This window comes from Jeotgalibacillus salarius (assembly GCF_004405125.1).
GTDB lineage: Bacteria > Bacillota > Bacilli > Bacillales > Jeotgalibacillaceae > Jeotgalibacillus > Jeotgalibacillus salarius.
On sequence record NZ_SORX01000010.1, the window covers coordinates 77,956 to 92,731 of the forward strand.

Annotated in this window: 26 protein-coding genes; 17 read left to right on the forward strand and 9 right to left on the reverse strand. The window is 39.9% G+C overall.

Translation table 11 applies throughout. The annotated features are described in order from the left end of the window. Window positions 1–105 precede the first annotated feature (105 nt). The 3 genes from E2626_RS14565 to E2626_RS14575 all read left to right on the forward strand — a co-directional run bounded on the left by E2626_RS14565 (window position 106) and on the right by E2626_RS14575 (window position 1,853). Complete coding sequence (locus E2626_RS14565; RefSeq protein WP_134382518.1) at window positions 106–708, forward strand: GNAT family N-acetyltransferase; 603 nt, start codon at window positions 106–108, stop codon at window positions 706–708. 13 nt (window positions 709–721) lie between these two features. Then, entirely contained in the window at window positions 722–1,237 is a 516-nt protein-coding gene (locus E2626_RS14570) for a GNAT family N-acetyltransferase (RefSeq protein ID WP_134382519.1), read from the forward strand. 79 nt (window positions 1,238–1,316) lie between these two features. Continuing rightward, window positions 1,317–1,853 carry a nucleotidyltransferase domain-containing protein gene (locus E2626_RS14575; RefSeq protein WP_134382520.1) on the forward strand — a complete coding sequence of 179 codons (537 nt, stop codon included), beginning with the start codon at window positions 1,317–1,319 and terminating at the stop codon, window positions 1,851–1,853. Window positions 1,854–1,893: 40 nt separating this feature from the next. On the opposite strand, the gene E2626_RS14580 is transcribed toward E2626_RS14575, so the two are convergent. Continuing rightward, the gene (locus tag E2626_RS14580; protein ID WP_134382521.1) at window positions 1,894–2,451 is read right to left on the reverse strand and encodes an isochorismatase family protein; all 558 of its coding nucleotides are present in this window, start codon (window positions 2,449–2,451) and stop codon (window positions 1,894–1,896) included. Between the two features lie 185 nt (window positions 2,452–2,636). On the opposite strand from E2626_RS14580, the gene E2626_RS14585 reads away from it, so the two are divergent. Both E2626_RS14585 and E2626_RS14590 read left to right on the forward strand, forming a co-directional pair. Beyond that, complete coding sequence (locus tag E2626_RS14585; RefSeq protein WP_134382522.1) at window positions 2,637–3,167, forward strand: AAA family ATPase; 531 nt, start codon at window positions 2,637–2,639, stop codon at window positions 3,165–3,167. Between the two features lie 43 nt (window positions 3,168–3,210). Next, on the forward strand, window positions 3,211–3,561 hold the full coding sequence (locus E2626_RS14590; RefSeq protein ID WP_134382523.1) for a DUF2200 domain-containing protein: 351 nt from the start codon (window positions 3,211–3,213) through the stop codon (window positions 3,559–3,561). Between the two features lie 25 nt (window positions 3,562–3,586). Here the strand turns inward: E2626_RS14590 and E2626_RS14595 are convergent, their stop codons facing one another. Together E2626_RS14595 and E2626_RS14600 are read right to left on the reverse strand one after the other, a co-directional pair. Beyond that, complete coding sequence (locus tag E2626_RS14595) at window positions 3,587–3,793, reverse strand: hypothetical protein (RefSeq protein ID WP_134382524.1); 207 nt, start codon at window positions 3,791–3,793, stop codon at window positions 3,587–3,589. Window positions 3,794–3,810: 17 nt separating this feature from the next. Continuing rightward, window positions 3,811–4,350, reverse strand: a complete 540-nt coding sequence (locus E2626_RS14600) for a ribonuclease FAU-1 family protein (RefSeq protein ID WP_134382525.1) — start codon at window positions 4,348–4,350, stop codon at window positions 3,811–3,813. 143 nt (window positions 4,351–4,493) lie between these two features. Between E2626_RS14600 and E2626_RS14605 the strand changes: the two genes are divergently transcribed. Then, window positions 4,494–4,697 carry a hypothetical protein gene (locus tag E2626_RS14605; RefSeq protein ID WP_134382526.1) on the forward strand — a complete coding sequence of 68 codons (204 nt, stop codon included), beginning with the start codon at window positions 4,494–4,496 and terminating at the stop codon, window positions 4,695–4,697. 276 nt (window positions 4,698–4,973) lie between these two features. Here E2626_RS14605 and E2626_RS14610 read toward each other — a convergent pair whose 3' ends face one another. Beyond that, entirely contained in the window at window positions 4,974–5,378 is a 405-nt protein-coding gene (locus E2626_RS14610; RefSeq protein WP_134382527.1) for a GNAT family N-acetyltransferase, read from the reverse strand. Between the two features lie 183 nt (window positions 5,379–5,561). Between E2626_RS14610 and E2626_RS14615 the strand changes: the two genes are divergently transcribed. The 7 genes from E2626_RS14615 (at window position 5,562) to E2626_RS14645 (ending at window position 9,696) form a co-directional block, all read left to right on the forward strand. Continuing rightward, window positions 5,562–6,020 carry a hypothetical protein gene (locus E2626_RS14615; RefSeq protein WP_134382528.1) on the forward strand — a complete coding sequence of 153 codons (459 nt, stop codon included), beginning with the start codon at window positions 5,562–5,564 and terminating at the stop codon, window positions 6,018–6,020. Window positions 6,021–6,075: 55 nt separating this feature from the next. After that, a complete protein-coding gene (locus tag E2626_RS14620; protein ID WP_134382529.1) occupies window positions 6,076–6,396 on the forward strand; it encodes a DUF3784 domain-containing protein in 321 nt (106 codons plus the stop codon). Window positions 6,397–6,403: 7 nt separating this feature from the next. Then, window positions 6,404–6,913 (forward strand): GNAT family N-acetyltransferase, encoded by a 510-nt coding sequence (locus E2626_RS14625; protein ID WP_134382530.1) that lies wholly within the window; start codon window positions 6,404–6,406, stop codon window positions 6,911–6,913. 27 nt (window positions 6,914–6,940) lie between these two features. Further along, window positions 6,941–7,438: a GNAT family N-acetyltransferase gene (locus E2626_RS14630; protein WP_134382531.1), complete on the forward strand. Its 498-nt coding sequence runs from the start codon at window positions 6,941–6,943 to the stop codon at window positions 7,436–7,438. Window positions 7,439–7,538: 100 nt separating this feature from the next. Further along, window positions 7,539–8,465 (forward strand): NUDIX hydrolase, encoded by a 927-nt coding sequence (locus tag E2626_RS17500; protein ID WP_134382532.1) that lies wholly within the window; start codon window positions 7,539–7,541, stop codon window positions 8,463–8,465. 44 nt (window positions 8,466–8,509) lie between these two features. Then, on the forward strand, window positions 8,510–8,959 hold the full coding sequence (locus E2626_RS14640) for a GNAT family N-acetyltransferase (RefSeq protein WP_134382533.1): 450 nt from the start codon (window positions 8,510–8,512) through the stop codon (window positions 8,957–8,959). 209 nt (window positions 8,960–9,168) lie between these two features. After that, window positions 9,169–9,696 (forward strand): NUDIX hydrolase, encoded by a 528-nt coding sequence (locus E2626_RS14645; protein ID WP_244094346.1) that lies wholly within the window; start codon window positions 9,169–9,171, stop codon window positions 9,694–9,696. 81 nt (window positions 9,697–9,777) lie between these two features. On the opposite strand, the gene E2626_RS14650 is transcribed toward E2626_RS14645, so the two are convergent. From E2626_RS14650 to E2626_RS14665, 4 genes are all read right to left on the reverse strand, one after another. Further along, the gene (locus E2626_RS14650; RefSeq protein WP_134382534.1) at window positions 9,778–10,167 is read right to left on the reverse strand and encodes a hypothetical protein; all 390 of its coding nucleotides are present in this window, start codon (window positions 10,165–10,167) and stop codon (window positions 9,778–9,780) included. 39 nt (window positions 10,168–10,206) lie between these two features. Further along, window positions 10,207–10,614, reverse strand: a complete 408-nt coding sequence (locus tag E2626_RS14655) for a hypothetical protein (protein WP_134382535.1) — start codon at window positions 10,612–10,614, stop codon at window positions 10,207–10,209. A 250-nt stretch (window positions 10,615–10,864) separates the two neighbouring features. Further along, the gene (locus tag E2626_RS14660; RefSeq protein ID WP_134382536.1) at window positions 10,865–11,083 is read right to left on the reverse strand and encodes a hypothetical protein; all 219 of its coding nucleotides are present in this window, start codon (window positions 11,081–11,083) and stop codon (window positions 10,865–10,867) included. Window positions 11,084–11,179: 96 nt separating this feature from the next. Next, window positions 11,180–11,854: a CPBP family intramembrane glutamic endopeptidase gene (locus tag E2626_RS14665; protein ID WP_134382537.1), complete on the reverse strand. Its 675-nt coding sequence runs from the start codon at window positions 11,852–11,854 to the stop codon at window positions 11,180–11,182. 87 nt (window positions 11,855–11,941) lie between these two features. Between E2626_RS14665 and E2626_RS14670 the strand changes: the two genes are divergently transcribed. Beyond that, window positions 11,942–12,673: a MerR family transcriptional regulator gene (locus E2626_RS14670; RefSeq protein ID WP_134382538.1), complete on the forward strand. Its 732-nt coding sequence runs from the start codon at window positions 11,942–11,944 to the stop codon at window positions 12,671–12,673. Between the two features lie 77 nt (window positions 12,674–12,750). Here E2626_RS14670 and E2626_RS14675 read toward each other — a convergent pair whose 3' ends face one another. Beyond that, window positions 12,751–12,933 (reverse strand): YfhD family protein, encoded by a 183-nt coding sequence (locus E2626_RS14675; protein WP_134382539.1) that lies wholly within the window; start codon window positions 12,931–12,933, stop codon window positions 12,751–12,753. 153 nt (window positions 12,934–13,086) lie between these two features. Between E2626_RS14675 and E2626_RS14680 the strand changes: the two genes are divergently transcribed. The 3 genes from E2626_RS14680 (at window position 13,087) to E2626_RS14690 (ending at window position 14,651) form a co-directional block, all read left to right on the forward strand. Beyond that, window positions 13,087–13,347 (forward strand): hypothetical protein, encoded by a 261-nt coding sequence (locus tag E2626_RS14680; RefSeq protein WP_134382540.1) that lies wholly within the window; start codon window positions 13,087–13,089, stop codon window positions 13,345–13,347. Window positions 13,348–13,518: 171 nt separating this feature from the next. Then, complete coding sequence (locus E2626_RS14685) at window positions 13,519–14,466, forward strand: DUF2515 family protein (RefSeq protein ID WP_134382541.1); 948 nt, start codon at window positions 13,519–13,521, stop codon at window positions 14,464–14,466. A 5-nt stretch (window positions 14,467–14,471) separates the two neighbouring features. After that, window positions 14,472–14,651, forward strand: coding sequence for a YjzC family protein (locus E2626_RS14690; protein WP_134382542.1), 180 nt, complete (start codon window positions 14,472–14,474; stop codon window positions 14,649–14,651). The last annotated feature ends 125 nt before the right edge of the window (window positions 14,652–14,776 follow it).

Genomic DNA, 14,776 nt, shown 5'->3' on the forward strand with positions numbered 1-14,776 from the left:
TGTTAAGAATCGAATTCATCACATTTCAACAGCTTCACTGTACTTTGGAGCTATTACAGCTTTAGTGCCTGTTGGGGAATGAACATCTTTTGATAAGGAGAATATATGATTCATTACATTGGAACACCAAAAATAGAAACAGAACGTTTAACTCTCAGAAGAATGGTGATGCCTGATGCGGAAAAGGCTTTTCATCATTGGCTGTCTGACGAGCGTGTAGCTGATAACCGGGTCAGTGCATCTCATAAGACATATTCAGAAACGATCGACAGGGTCACAAAGATTGTAAAAGATTATGCGAAAAAAGATTTTTGCTGGTGGGGAATTGAACGTCAATCTGACGGTGAATTGATTGGGGAAATTGATTTGTATGATTTTCAACCGGACACCGGAAATTGCGAGATCAGCTATACAATAGGCTATGAGTGGTGGGGTAAAGGATATGGAACTGAAGCTTTGAAAGCAGTAGTTGAATTTGGCTTCCTTCATATGAACGTACATAAGATTTCTGCAGCACATAATACTGATAACCCTGCTTCCGGAAAGTTAATGATTAAAGCTGGGATGGTACAGGAAGGAACGATCAGACATATGATTCGGAATGCTAAAAATCAATATAAAGATTGTGCGTTATATGGACTGCTGCAAGAGGACTATCTGCAGAACAATCAGGAAGCGCATCGAAATATCAAAAAGCTGAATATCTAGAAGGGGGAATTACATGAATATCAGAAAAGCTGAAATTGACGATGCGAAAGGTATTGCCAGAGTCCACGTTGACAGCTGGCGTACAACCTATAAGGGAATTATTCCGGACAAAGTTCTGTCTGGTCTTTCTTATGGTCAGAGAACAGAATTGTGGCAACGTAATATTTTAAGAGATGGAAACTATGTATTTGTAGCAGAGAATGAACAAAAAGAAATTGTAGGATTTGCTGATTGTGGCCGCAGAGATACAAATAAAATAAAAGATTCAGGTGATTTAACCTCGATTTATTTGCTGGAGGATTATCAGGGTGTGGGAATTGGCAAGCAGCTCATGAAGCGTTTATTCAAGCAGTTTGAGAAGCTTGGTTATAACAGGGTTTTTGTTGAGGTGCTGAAAGATAATAAAACTCAGTTCTTCTACGAGCATTATGGTGCAATATTGATTAAGGCAGAGGTGATAAAAATGGCGGGTGCGGAGCTTGAGCTGTTTATATATGAGTGGGAAGATGTGAGGAGTGTAGTGATTTAGATTTTACACCGGATAAATTGTTTAAAATATACCCGATGTAGTTGAGTGTATCTCTTATGACATATTGGAGGGGAACATCTTGAAAACTGAATTCCATGACAAGAGTACGGCCTTACAATTAAAAGTTCTAAAAGAGCTTTCTTCAATTTCAACCTCTTTAGGAAGCGATATCTGGCTACGTGGAGGATGGGCGATCGATTTTATGCTGGGTAAAGTCACCCGGACACATGATGATATCGATTTCGTAACCTGGATACACCATAGAGAACAACTGGAGGAGGATCTTTTAAAGGCGGGTTATCAAAGGGTGGAGGTTAAAGAAGAATTTCGTAATAGACAGTCAGATTTTTGCATGGGGACGGTGGAGTTGTCGTGTTGTTACATCGATCGAACACTTGAAGGACGCGTGATCATGAACGAATTACCTGAGTGGGTTTGGCAGTCAGACGCCTTGTCATCACAATATTTCATACTCGATAACATTCCTTTTAAAACACTAAGCCCGAAGCAGCTTTTAGAAGAAAAAGAGATCTATGAACAAATTGGACGGAAGCCAAGACGAAAGGACTTGGAGAGTAAGGAGAAATTGCGTTTGATGATTGAACAATCAAATTAGAAAGAGAACCCTGCGATTTGAAGGTTCTCTTTCATGTTTATTATCTATAATCATCATGCGTCGGCACAAACAAATCTTCATCAGCATTCCTTACCACCGAAAAGTGTTCTACATTATAATGACCATGCAAGGTGTCATTGTGATGCGCAATAATTTGATCCCCAGTCAAAGTCTTGGAATCTGATGTGGAGTGGGCATCCCCGACCAATGTGACATCAAACCCATTAACAGTAGCGGTCCGGACGGCTGTATCAATGCAGTGTTCAGTTTTACAGCCTGCAATGACAAGGTGATCAATGCCTTTTGTTTTGAGGAAATCTAATAGCTGAGTGCCATGGAATGAGTTCGTTGCAGACTTATCAAATGTCACAGCAGATGACGGTATTTTGATATCCTCATGTACTTCAAATCCTTTACCTTCTCCTTCAGCAACGTCTTTATCTCTGATAAATACGACCTCACTGCCAGCATCCAGCGCCTTCTGAACAACAAGATTAATATTTTCAATTAAAACGTGCTTCTGAACAACACCTGCTTCTTCTTCATTTCCTTCAATCAGGTCCTGCTGTGCATCTATCACGATCAGTGCTTGTTTCATCTGCAAAACTCCCTTCAGTACTACTCCTGATATTCAAGAGAGAAGGTTGAAAATCCTCTTATTTAAATTGATACCGCCTCAACGTGATAAATAGACGTATACACTACTTCCTTCATAAAGTAATGAAGCAGGGTATACGTCTCTTTTGCTACAATATATTTATATACACAAAGCAGGTGAAGATCATGCAAAGGATTTATATCATATCCGGACCTGCAGGCGTCGGGAAATCAACAACTTCAAAAAGGTTGGCTCAATCATTTGAACATAGTGCTTATATTGAAGGAGATGTCATTCATCACATGGTGGTTGGCGGATACCTGCCTCCTTGGGAAAGTGAAGCATCACTGTCGTTAGTCTGGAAAAACATCGCGGACCTGAGTATTAATTTTATCGAGGATAATAAAAATGTTGTGATTGATTATGTGGCTTTTCCGGATGAAGTAGAAAAATTTACACGTTGTGTAAGGAGTATATGTCCCAGTACAGAAGTTGTATACGTTGTTTTATGGGCGGATCCTGATGAACTGATGAAAAGAGATGATGGCAGGATCAAAGCATATCAAATGGGTGAAAGGTGTCTGGAATTGCTAAAGGAATTCGAAAATAAAGGTGTAGACAGGCGTTTTTTATATGACACGACAAACTTAGACCCGTCTCATCTTGAGCAAGCGATCAATGAGATAAAAAAGAACTCTGAATTTATTTACTCGTAAAGAAATTCTGTTTCAATGATTAAATTAGAAAGGATGAGTAAAGATGACCAAACACAAAATCTATACAATGAGCTTCGCAAGTGTCTATCCGCATTACATCAATAAAGCTGAGAGAAAAGGACGTACAAAAGCAGAGGTGGATGAAATCATTCGCTGGCATACGGGCTACAGCCAGGAAGAACTGGAGAAACAGATTGAAATAAAGAGTGATTTTGAAACTTTCTTTGAAGAAGCGCCTGAGCTTAATACTTCTCGTAAGTTGATAAAAGGCGTGATCTGCGGTGTGCGGGTGGAGGATATTGAGGAGCCGCTTATGCAGGAGATCCGTTACATGGATAAGATGATCGACGAGCTGGCAAAGGGTAAGAAGATGGAGAAGATTTTGCGGGGTTAATTAAAAAGGAGCTGTTGATTTATCTTTAAAACCTCCGCGCAACCATCCCAATCAACGATCCAATCAGCATCAAAACGCCGGCAATCACTAAAATGATACAGCCAAGTGCAATTGCATAAGCTACTCCTTCAGACCCTGCGATTGCCGGTATTCCTCCAGTTACGATAAACAATAAAGGTATGATTGTAAGAATCAGTCCGGTATACAGAAGGGTTTTACTACCATTTGGCATAACAGAGCACTCCTTTTCTACATTAATTTTTCAAGCTTCTTCTTATGGTGGTAAGACAGCTGGATCAGCTCAAAACGCTCTTTCTCGATCAAAGCCTTCAGTTTCTCCGCTTCCTTCCACGCAAGGTCATACAGCTGCTGGTCAATCACGTTACCTGCCAGCGCCTCCTCAAGCTCCTCAGCATCCTTTACAATCAGCTCGCCGGTCGGCAAAAGTATCAGATCCAAAAACAAATCATCCATCCACGGACCATGTTCATCTTTTCCATTGGTAAGACAAATATCAATGTACCATTGGACGACATTCCCATCTTCATCAAACATGGTTGTTACCGAGTGATTAGCGTCAGCAGGGAACTGTTGCAGCCACGTGTAGCCGTCATCAATAATGCATACTTCTTGTTCTCCATATGTAAAAAATGCCGGTGCTGTTACCTTCACCGCATGCAGTAAGGTCACGTCTCCTCTGAAAGTGTCTGTCTCTTCAAATGAACTGGCGGATTTTCTGGTGATAATCCGTTGCCAGTCCGGTCGCTTTCCGTATTTTCTTTTTAGCATGAGTGCCTCCCAGGAAATTGGTGTTAACTTATTTTACCATAAATAAAAGTGGGAGTAGTTCACTTTGTAACATGTACATTTAGAAAATTGACTGATAAAGGAAAGAGCAAAGCAGTTTTCAAAAAGCAACTTGAGGTGTAAAAATGACGTTAAAATCAGCGAGCGCTATTACATTTATTATAGGTATCTTCCTGGTCATTACTGGATGGGTCAGGTCGTGGGGAAGTGAAACGGATGTGGCCTTTTACATAGGCGGGGTGCTGTTCATTGTGATTGGCGAAATGGCAGAATTAATTAACGAACGATTGAAAGAAATTGAGAAAGAATTGAATAGCCGATACTACTGATCACTTTGTATATATATGCTCTTAACGATACTATGTTGAGCATATATACAAAGCCACTACATCTTCCCATCTCTGATCCAGGTCCAGATTCTGACACTTCCTAATAACGCCACCATAAAAGTCAGTATCATCATGATCACCCAAATACTCATCCGGTTAATTTGCAGTAAACCTTCTGCATTTGATGTAACAAAAATCAGGATCATGATAAAGGTCAAATATAAAATAATATCGGGATCAAATGAATGACTCTTAATTTGGTGTTTTTATGTTTCATTAAATACCTCCTTGGCTCTTCCTCCACAATCCTCCTGAACAAAGCGTAAAACCGCAAGACTCATAAAATGCTGCATGACTTGAATCAAACGTTAACGTGACAATCTCCAAGCCACTGCTTTCAGCCTTTTTCAGTAAAGAGGTGACTAATGCAGAGCCAATGCCTTTATGCTGGTAGTCAGGATGAACAAGGATGTCTTCCATATAACCATGCTGGAGACCCATCCCCGCGACATATCCAAACCCAATCAGATGCTGTTCATCATTCCTGACACCTGCCCAGAAATTACAGCGTTCGATCACGAGTGGATACTCATGATCACGCCGGTCCCAGCCGACCGTTTCTCTAAGGTCCGGCACCTCGTGAGAAGCAATATCTGTATTAATCTTCAACTGATATTCCAATCGATCTACCTCCTATTTTAATCACCAAAAAATATCGTAACATGGAGTTCATTCTTATAATGAGAATTTTTAGAAAAAACCCAAAGTTTAGTAGTATGACCTGATATGTTCAGTTACACTGAAATCATAAGAACAATCATCTATTTTTACATAAAACATCTGAATATAAGGAGTGTCTGCTGCATGCCTCAGGAAAACAAAATTGCTTCAATACTAAAAATGATTGGCTATATCATATTTGGTTTAACAGTTGTGGTAGCCTTTATTCAATTTCCGATGGTGAATCCTACCTTTCTTACGCTTGTATTAACCTTTTTCAGCGGATTTGTAACAGGCATGGTGTTCATTGCGTTGGGAGAGATTATTGAACTGCTTCAGTCGATTCATAACAGACAGCTTGTCACCACTGATGCCAAAGAAGTTCCGAGGACTGAAGTAGAGGAAGAGGCAATGCAAGTCGCTGATCATCGCATAGGTGAATTTGAAAGAGCTGAGATTGTGGAGTTCTTTGAAAAGAAAGGTCAAACCGTAACGAACATTCAACCGATGGAAAAAGCAGGTTATTATTTGGTGACGGTGGGTGGGGAGAAGCTTGTTGTGGAACTGGGTGGATTCCAGCCTGCTGTGCGGAAGAAATATTAATATTGAGAATGACTGATTTTGAAAAAGTACGATTGAGTCCCCGGAGGTGCCATTCATGGCTGAAGTCATTGTGAACCTGGTGTTGATGATTCCTTTCCTCATCATGGGCATTGTGCTTTCTAGAGGAAATGGAGCCTGGCTGATTGCAGGATATAATACGATGCCGGAAAGCGAAAAGGAGAAGTATGATGAAGTAGCTCTATGCAAGTTCATGGGGAAGATTATGTATGGTGTAAGCTTTAGTTTGTTTCTATTTGGATTAAGTGCAATGCTTGATTTCGATTTTTTGTTTTGGACAGGGATGGTTCTGATGATTGTCCTGATTATTTTCACGGTAGTGTACATGAATACGGGTGATCGGTTTAAAAAGAGGTGAACTAACTGTGATTGAAAAAGACGACCTGCAGATAAGACGGATGGAATTCAGTGATTTCGATCTTATGATTAAATGGCTGAACGACCCGGAAGTACTGAAGTTTTACGAAGAGCCTCCTTCTGACTTGGAAAGAGTGCAAAGAAAATATGGTCCAAGGATAGAAGGGAAGCATTATGTTACGCCCTGCATTGCGATGTACCAAAATCAACCGATTGGTTATATCCAATTCTATGTAATTCAAGAAGCTGAGATCAATACATATCACCTTGATTCGAATCAGAAAGTTTATGGGATTGATCAATTTATCGGAGAAGTTCAGTTGTGGGGAAAAGGGATCGGAACAGCACTTATCAGGTTAATGCTGAGCTTTCTCGAAAATCGTGGTGCCTCGGCAATTGTTCTGGAAGTGAAAAACGATAATATCAGGGCGATTAAGAGTTACGAGAAATGTGGGTTTGAAAAGACGATGGATATAGATGATGAGATGAGTCTGATGGAATATAAGGTGAGTACATAGTAGCTCATTTATAAGGAGTTGATCCGTTTGTTCATAAGAGAAATCGAACCAAAAGACGCAGAAAATTTCAGGCTGTTGATTCAGCAGGTGGAAAGCCAGGCTGAATTCATGATGATGGAGCCCGGGGAACGTAAAACAACGATTGAACAGCAACTCAAGCATATTGAATATATTAAAAAGCAAGCGAACTCGACTGTGCTTGTAGCCGAAGATCAGGGTCAGCTTACAGGCTACATGTTAGCTATTGGTGGAGATACCAGGCGAAACAGTCATGCTGCATACCTTGTGATCGGAGTTTTGCGGGAATATCGCGGAAAAGGTGTGGGAACACAACTATTTCAGGAAATGGAGCAATGGGCTGTCGCGCATGGAGTATCAAGGCTTGAATTAACAGCTGTTACAGAAAATGAAGCAGGTCTGGCGCTTTACAAAAAGCAGGGGTTTGAAATTGAAGGAACGAAGAGACAGTCGCTTCACATTAATGGCAGAATGGTTGATGAATATTATATGGCCAAAATTATTTAGGTGTCTGTCATTTTAGGAGTGAGTGTGTTCAAAGGTGATGTGTGTCCGGCGCTTATGATGAGATTTAATCATTTTTTTATGAACAGGGAGGTGTGGTTCTGTGGCAACCACATATGTGAAATGGGGAGAAGCAACGGTAAAGCTCAGCTGGACAGAAAGCGGGGAGCTGCCCGACGAAAAGAGTATTACCAGTGTGCACGGATTCTGTTTTCATAAAGGTCAGGTCATGCTCGTCAATCTCAATCACAGAGGCTGGGACATTCCCGGTGGCCATGTGGACGAAGGGGAAACACCGCTCCAGGCTTTCCAAAGAGAAGTGATGGAGGAAGGATACGTGGAAGGTGATTGCCGGATGATCGGTTATATCACAGTTGATCATCATGAAAATGAACACTGGAATCCGGCCGGACGATATCCGCAGGTTGGCTATCAGGTATTTTTCAGAATGGATATTACAGCACTTCATTCATTTGCATCAGAGTATGAAGCAACTGGAAGGAAGTTTGTCGGTGTGCATGAGCTGCCTGAGATGTATGATGGGTGGAATGAGATTTATGAAGGTGCGTTAAAGAGTGCTGAGCGAATCGTGGAGAAAGATAAAAATGTGAAGGTGGCTGCATTCATTTTGCGTGAATCAACCGACAACACCTATGAGCTCCTGGTTCACTCATTCCCCGAGTCAGATTTACGTGTTCCGGGTGGCGGTGTGGAAAATGCTGAGGGGCTTGAAGCAGCTTTATTTAGAGAAATTGATGAGGAAGCAGGCTTATCAGATGTGCGTATCGTAAGAAAGTTAGGGGGAATTACATACTATAAGCCATTTATTCAAAAGATGGTTGAGAGGCATGATTACTTACTGATTGCGCCAGTCGATACTCCTGATCATTGGGTTCATATGGTTACAGGAGAGGACAAGGATGCTGGAGTATTGTTTGAATATAGGTGGATTAAAGAGGGTGAGTGTGACATGGTAGATCCTGAGCTGAATACCTTTTTGAATGCTAAACACATACCTGAACTGTATTAAGCGCTGTGCAGGAACCAAATCATACAAGGTGTCAGGAGGATTAAATGATTAAAAACATCGATATAACTGATAGAAAAAATGCAAAAGAAGTGCTTCAGCTACAGCTCTCCTCTTATAAAATCGAAGCTGACATCATTGGTTATCAGGATTTGCCTCCTTTAAAAGATACAACCGTTGATCTCCAGCGATCAGGGGAAAATTTTTGGGGCTATTTTATTGAGGGAAAACTTGGCGGGGTCATTTCATTTAAAGTCGATCAAAGTGAAATTGATATACACAGGCTGATTGTAAGTCCGTATTATTTAAGGCAGGGAATCGCACAGGAGCTGTTGGATTACGTGGAAGCTAATTCTAAAGCAGCCTCTATCAAAGTATCGACTGCCTCAAAAAATGAGCCGGCAATTACTTTTTACAGCAAAAACGGTTTTAAGCGAACTGACGAAGTCGAAATCAATCCGCAGTTATCCCTGTCTTCTTTTGAGAAGGTTTTATAGAGCCGGAACATTTACAGAAGCGTTTAAAGCATACGCACCAAGCAGAGTGGCTGTGAGTATATATGTTGGATTAAATCATTAAGCTCTTGTTCAAAGTGAGACTTCACAGAAGAAATTTTTAATCTTTATAATCAGGTACATAAGAAAGGAATTCAAAGGAATATGGATTTTTATTACGATCTAATAGAATTAAATTGAGAGGTGAAAAATTGAATTTTCACAAGGTATTAGAAGAGCCAAAAACTAAAAACTTACAGTGCATCAAACATAGAGAAGCAGTCAGAGCTATTATTATGGTTAACAATCATATCCTACTCGTTCAATCAAATAGAGGTGATTACAAATTTCCCGGTGGCGGAGTGGAGAAGGGTGAAAGCCAAGGTGCCGGATTGGTACGCGAAGTAAGAGAAGAAACTGGTTACATTAACTGTATTGTTAAAGAAAAAGCTGGCATAGTAATTGAGCGGAGAGTTGACGAATATAAAACTGATGTATTATTTGAAATGACTTCACACTACTATATTTGTGAATTAACAAACGAAGAAAAAATGCTTCAACAATTAGATGAATACGAGTCTATCCTGGATTTTACTCCAAAATGGGTTTCCTTGAATGATGCAATTGAGCAAAATGAAAATCTAATAAAAGAATTTGAGAAAAATAGCTGGTTGCAACGTGAAGCATTTGTTTTAAAAGAAATTCAAAACAAGTTAGTTACAGGTGATAAAATTTCATAAGATCGAACTTAAGTGAAGAATAGAAGCACATAAAAAACAGTTTCATTAAGCAGAAACTGTTTTTTGTCGTATGCAAATCTATTATTTATTTTCTTCCTGAAACTCCCGCCACTCTTCAGTGTAATCAGGGTTAGTAATTTCTATCTTCTCAGAAACAATCTCCATATGATTTAAATCATATTTCAATATATAATTCCCTAAAGGAGATTTGTTTTTTGCCAACCCTCTATCATATTCGACTATCCCTTCCGAACTAATATTAGAAGCAATTGTCGTTTTGTAATCTTTATCCACAAAAGCATCAAGAGCAGGGTTAAAATGGCTTAAATGATTTGTCACTTTATCCAGTACTTCTTGTCTTTTTTCTTCTAAACTATTTGCATGTTCTATTTTTTCGTTATTATAGAACATAAATACGATTCCTATTAAAACCACCATAACAACACTTATTACAGAAAGCTTTCTTTTCAAGTTTAAGCCTCCTTATATTTTAAATGGAATAGTATCCAGCTATTCACCCATCATCAGAACTTCTTTCAAATCTTCCGTCTGACCTGCATTTAATTGAAAATAATCAGTGTCTGAATCATGTAAAACAGCCCCTCCATCAGGCATAAACCATATAAAACGTTCAATATCCTCAGCATCTTCGTCTTCCGGATAACCTAAGTAAAAATATGCATCTGCAACTCCGGAATCAGCTGGCTGAGTGACGATCTTTTCATGAGAAATGATATTTTCAACTGCTTCAATGGATTCGCTGTCAGTGATCTCATGCTCAATATCCAGTAAAGTTTCCCCATCTTCCTCAGAAGGAACCCCTGTCCACAGCACCTCCTCCTGTTCTTCATCATAAAGAAGGATAATTGAGATTATTAATAAAGCCAGTGGGGCCAGTAGTTTTACATTTTTCCACATACTTAACCTCCTTTTCAGCATAAAAACTGTGACTCACCAGGAATCTTTTTTCTTATACTGATCAATCCGATAAATAAATATTATCTCAGATAGGATCAGTGCAATAACTAAAGCAGTCAGAAACGGACGAGAAGCATCAAACAGATCTATAACAATTGCGGTTAATGTGAAAATCAAAACGCGGATGAGTAAAGAACGTCTGAAAACCTTCAGTCTTCTATCTCTCCATCCTTTCTGTGTTTGAAGCGAGTTACCACAACGGCTCATCGCGGTCAGTCAGCTTAATCATAAAAGGAAAAATGAGAATAAACAGGACACTCCAGAATCCTATCGTCATCATCCGCTGTGACTCAGAAGAGATATATTGCCGCTTCCCGCAAACAGGGCAGTGCCGGCCATCTTTTGAAAAGCCAAGCTTCCATATATTACGCAGTTTCCATTTAGTATCACAGTTTGTACATCTCGGCATCAGTGTCACTCCCTTTATAATCTTTACGAAGAAGATAGAGAGAAGTTTCGGAAGATTTGTAAATGAGTGGCGTTCAAACAAAGAACCCAACCGTGTTTAACTAAAAAAATATGTGATCGCCACGGCTAATCCGTTAAACGAAGCGTGAACGAGTATACTGCTCAGAATCGCGCCGGTTTTTTCATACACCCAGGCGGCAATCAGTCCACCGATAAAGTTAATTGGAAGGGTGTTGTATGTAGGGATATGAACCACTGTAAAAATGGTTGCACTTATAAGCATAGCTGGAAGTATTGACACACGCTGTCTCAGCCACGTATAGATCAGTCCACGGTAAAACAACTCTTCATAGATAGGAGAAATAATGGCTGCTGAAGTAAAAGCCAGCAGGAACATCATCAAAGTCTGGCTTTCAAGACTTTCTGTTTTCGCATTGGCAGATCCACCTGCAAATGTTTCAAGTATCAACACATACAGAATCCCTATTATAATCTGGATGAATGACCATACAATAACAGTTTTAAAATGGCGTAGCGGAAGTGTTTTAACGCCTAACGAACTCAGATTGCCTTTTTCTTTAAATAATATTAAGTAAAAGGTTAACAACGTGATAGATGCAGCTAATATCAGTCCTGAAACTAATCCATGCATTAAAGAATCTTTAATCAAAAATGCCAGCGAATTCGCAATGATTTGATCGAATAGCAAAGGTACAACAACGAGAGCAAAAACGATTGCAATGATAAAAGTAGAAATAGACCATTTTTTCATGGGAATAACCTCCAAATGAGTTGTTTCATGTAGTATAGATGGTGACGTTACGTAACCTGCAAGAAGAAATATGGGGGGATTTGAAAAGTGTGGACGACAGGTCAGATCGCAAAGATGTTTAATATATCATTGAGGACTCTCAGGTATTACGATGAGATTGATTTGGTGAAGCCTGGAGCTATTGAAGAGGGCGGTCGCCGGATTTATGGTAGTGCATCCATCGTGACACTTGAAAAAGTACTGTTACTGAAGAAAATGGATCTTCCACTTGATGAGGTCAGAAGGATTGTTTCAGAGGAATTCTTAGAAGCGATATTGGAGCGGCATTTGCAGAATTTAAATACACAGTCATTACATATTCAGGATTCAATTGATCATACGGTTTCTTTGAAAAATGAAATTCGCATCACTGGAGACATAGATTGGGATAAAATTTTTTCCCTGGTGAAACGTGAGCAGGATCAAGGTGATTGGAGCGAACACTTTTCTGTAGAACAACAAGAAAGTCTGCAGGCAAAACTGCCGAAATTAAACCAGGATACCGAGACAACAAACAAGTGGATCAGGATTATAAAAAGAATTGAACATTGTCTTAGAAGAGGAGATCTCCCGTCATCAGAAGAGGGGCAGATTTTAGCGGAAGATATTCGGGTTCTGTCTGATGAATTGTTTAATGGCGATAAGGAACTTGAAGAGAAGTTCTGGGATATCAGAAGATCAGAAAATGCGTCTTCATCATTAAACTTTTATCCAATCAGAGAAGAGGTATTAATGTTTTTAGAAGAAGTCATGGTCCATCATTTAGCTGTTTCTGAATAGTTTTATCTGAAGAAAGATGCCTCTGGTTAGATATAATTATAAATAAAGAAGTCAGGCTCGGCCTGACTTCTTTATCCTTACTTATTTCTGTTCTTTTTGTCCTTATTGACCGCACAACTTGAATTGGTATCAGCATGCAAGCCCAGTTCCTGAGCAAATTCCTCAGTTCTGTTTCTTTTAGCGTCAACCTTCAATTCTTTTGGCGTTTGAGGAAGAGAATTTTTGTTTTTTGAAGACGTTTGATAATTTGATTTGCTCACAATAAAACCCTCCTTTGTATCATAAGGTACATTACTATTATGTACGGCCGCCCCAATAATATTTATCAAAGTTTAATCCAAAATTTTTCAGCACTGCGCATAAAAATACTCCCTATAAGACATCGTAATGAAAAAGGAGTGGAGGGATCAAGAATGGGAAAACATTCAGACGAGAGCTGGAAAGAAGATCAGGTGATTATACAGCTTAGTCATTCAGTGGATAATGCAGACGAAGCAGTAGGGCGGGCACGTACAAACCCTACAGAAGAAAGAATGAATGAAGCTTTTGAAAAGATTGAAAAAGCAGAACGCAGCTGTACGAATGCGATTCAATCAAGAGGAAACAGCAAACCGGTACTTGAGCTGCAGGCGAGACTGACAGAAAGCAAAGATAAGCTTAACCAGCTTCATTAACTAATTGTGGAGGAAAGAAGGGTCTGTACCTATGTGTCCCGCCAAATTAACGATCACAAAGGAAGAAGAAAAATGTCTTCAACAATGGGCAAACCATTCTAAAACAACAACTCACCCTCTTTCTTTAGAGGAAGAAGCGATCGTCTCAGACATTAAAAAAAAGTCGTTTTATTGAATCTCAATAATCTGACCAGAACGGAAGCGTACTATCAATTTTACTGTAAGCATCCGGAGGTTCACTGGGCACTTCTTGCGCATATGGTGTCTAGAAACGGTGGTTGGAACATGACGGATCTTAAGGGAACCCTTCTTGAACATGTTTTTACTGCAAGTTCCAGAACAGACTTTTTCAGCTTTTTAGAAAAAGCCAATGCCTTCATTTTTCATGATGCCTACCCGCAGCTGCTGTTATATGAAAGAAGCAAGGAGGACCATAAAAGCTATATGCACCTGCTTCCGCAATTTGGCGTGTCAGCTTTTATGGTGCCTGTGTGGAAAACATTCCTGGAGCGGCAAAATTCAAAGCTTTTGACGATCGCACTCATTATAAATGAACAGCATTATATTGAATTACGTCTCATATCGAATGCTTATTACCGCTCGCATGTGTATGAATCATCCATGTTTAAGTATCAGGAGTTTTTTCATTTGAATCATGTGATTTTTCCATATGAGAAGGAAAAGCGTGTAAAGGTAATCGGCTTGAATGTCAGCCATTTTGCGCCGCTTGAACAAAGAATTGAGCTTGGAAAGAAATTATATGGCATGCTTTATGACTCTCCGTACCAATTGAAAAAAATTCTTCAATTTGCCCGATGCAAGCCGCATACAGGCTCGAGATCGGACTACTGGCCACAGGTGTTTTCTAACCGGCGAGACAAGGGCGTTTTTAGTCCTGTGTTGAATGCAGCATGGAAAAATGAGGAGCATCTATATACTGATGAAGATTGGTATAAGGGTGAAGTGCTTCCATACTTTCAGGGAGTCGTTCTGCCTGGGAAATTTGATGTTACCAGGCAATATGCCTGCACACTTGCGGTCGTTAGGTCAGGAGCATGTTTGCTGTCTTTGAAAGATAAATTCAAAAAAGAAGGTCATACTAACGGAAAAAAGGAGTGAAAAACATGGGGCAAAACCATCAGTTTAAGCCCGGTCAGAAAGCGCCGAATAATGGCTATTACGTTGAGATTGGCGAGACAGGGAGTACAGTCAACGACCCAAGTCAGATCAAGCTCAAAGCAGGGGATGAGTTTCCCGATACGAAAAATCAAAATCGAGTTTGGATGCCAAAGCGTAAACCTTGAGGTAAGGAAACCAGGACAAGAAATTTTTTCTTGTCCTTTTTTGGTGTGCCCGGCATGGGTAATAACTTGGCGGTGAAAGTCCGCTACAGGCTTGGCAGTAGGAACTGTTAGCTAACGGCAAGGGT

Excerpts from the sequence above, each read along its gene's own strand:
- E2626_RS14565 (WP_134382518.1), top strand. The coding sequence starts at position 106 with ATGATTCATTACATTGGAACACCAAAAATAGAAACAGAACGTTTAACT.
- E2626_RS14570 (WP_134382519.1), top strand. The coding sequence starts at position 722 with ATGAATATCAGAAAAGCTGAAATTGACGATGCGAAAGGTATTGCCAGA.
- E2626_RS14580 (WP_134382521.1), bottom strand. The coding sequence starts at position 2,451 with ATGAAACAAGCACTGATCGTGATAGATGCACAGCAGGACCTGATTGAA.
- E2626_RS14585 (WP_134382522.1), top strand. The coding sequence starts at position 2,637 with ATGCAAAGGATTTATATCATATCCGGACCTGCAGGCGTCGGGAAATCA.
- E2626_RS14590 (WP_134382523.1), top strand. The coding sequence starts at position 3,211 with ATGACCAAACACAAAATCTATACAATGAGCTTCGCAAGTGTCTATCCG.
- E2626_RS14595 (WP_134382524.1), bottom strand. The coding sequence starts at position 3,793 with ATGCCAAATGGTAGTAAAACCCTTCTGTATACCGGACTGATTCTTACA.
- E2626_RS14600 (WP_134382525.1), bottom strand. The coding sequence starts at position 4,350 with ATGCTAAAAAGAAAATACGGAAAGCGACCGGACTGGCAACGGATTATC.
- E2626_RS14605 (WP_134382526.1), top strand. The coding sequence starts at position 4,494 with ATGACGTTAAAATCAGCGAGCGCTATTACATTTATTATAGGTATCTTC.
- E2626_RS14615 (WP_134382528.1), top strand. The coding sequence starts at position 5,562 with ATGCCTCAGGAAAACAAAATTGCTTCAATACTAAAAATGATTGGCTAT.
- E2626_RS14620 (WP_134382529.1), top strand. The coding sequence starts at position 6,076 with ATGGCTGAAGTCATTGTGAACCTGGTGTTGATGATTCCTTTCCTCATC.
- E2626_RS14640 (WP_134382533.1), top strand. The coding sequence starts at position 8,510 with ATGATTAAAAACATCGATATAACTGATAGAAAAAATGCAAAAGAAGTG.
- E2626_RS14655 (WP_134382535.1), bottom strand. The coding sequence starts at position 10,614 with ATGTGGAAAAATGTAAAACTACTGGCCCCACTGGCTTTATTAATAATC.
- E2626_RS14660 (WP_134382536.1), bottom strand. The coding sequence starts at position 11,083 with ATGCCGAGATGTACAAACTGTGATACTAAATGGAAACTGCGTAATATA.
- E2626_RS14665 (WP_134382537.1), bottom strand. The coding sequence starts at position 11,854 with ATGAAAAAATGGTCTATTTCTACTTTTATCATTGCAATCGTTTTTGCT.
- E2626_RS14680 (WP_134382540.1), top strand. The coding sequence starts at position 13,087 with ATGGGAAAACATTCAGACGAGAGCTGGAAAGAAGATCAGGTGATTATA.
- E2626_RS14690 (WP_134382542.1), top strand. The coding sequence starts at position 14,472 with ATGGGGCAAAACCATCAGTTTAAGCCCGGTCAGAAAGCGCCGAATAAT.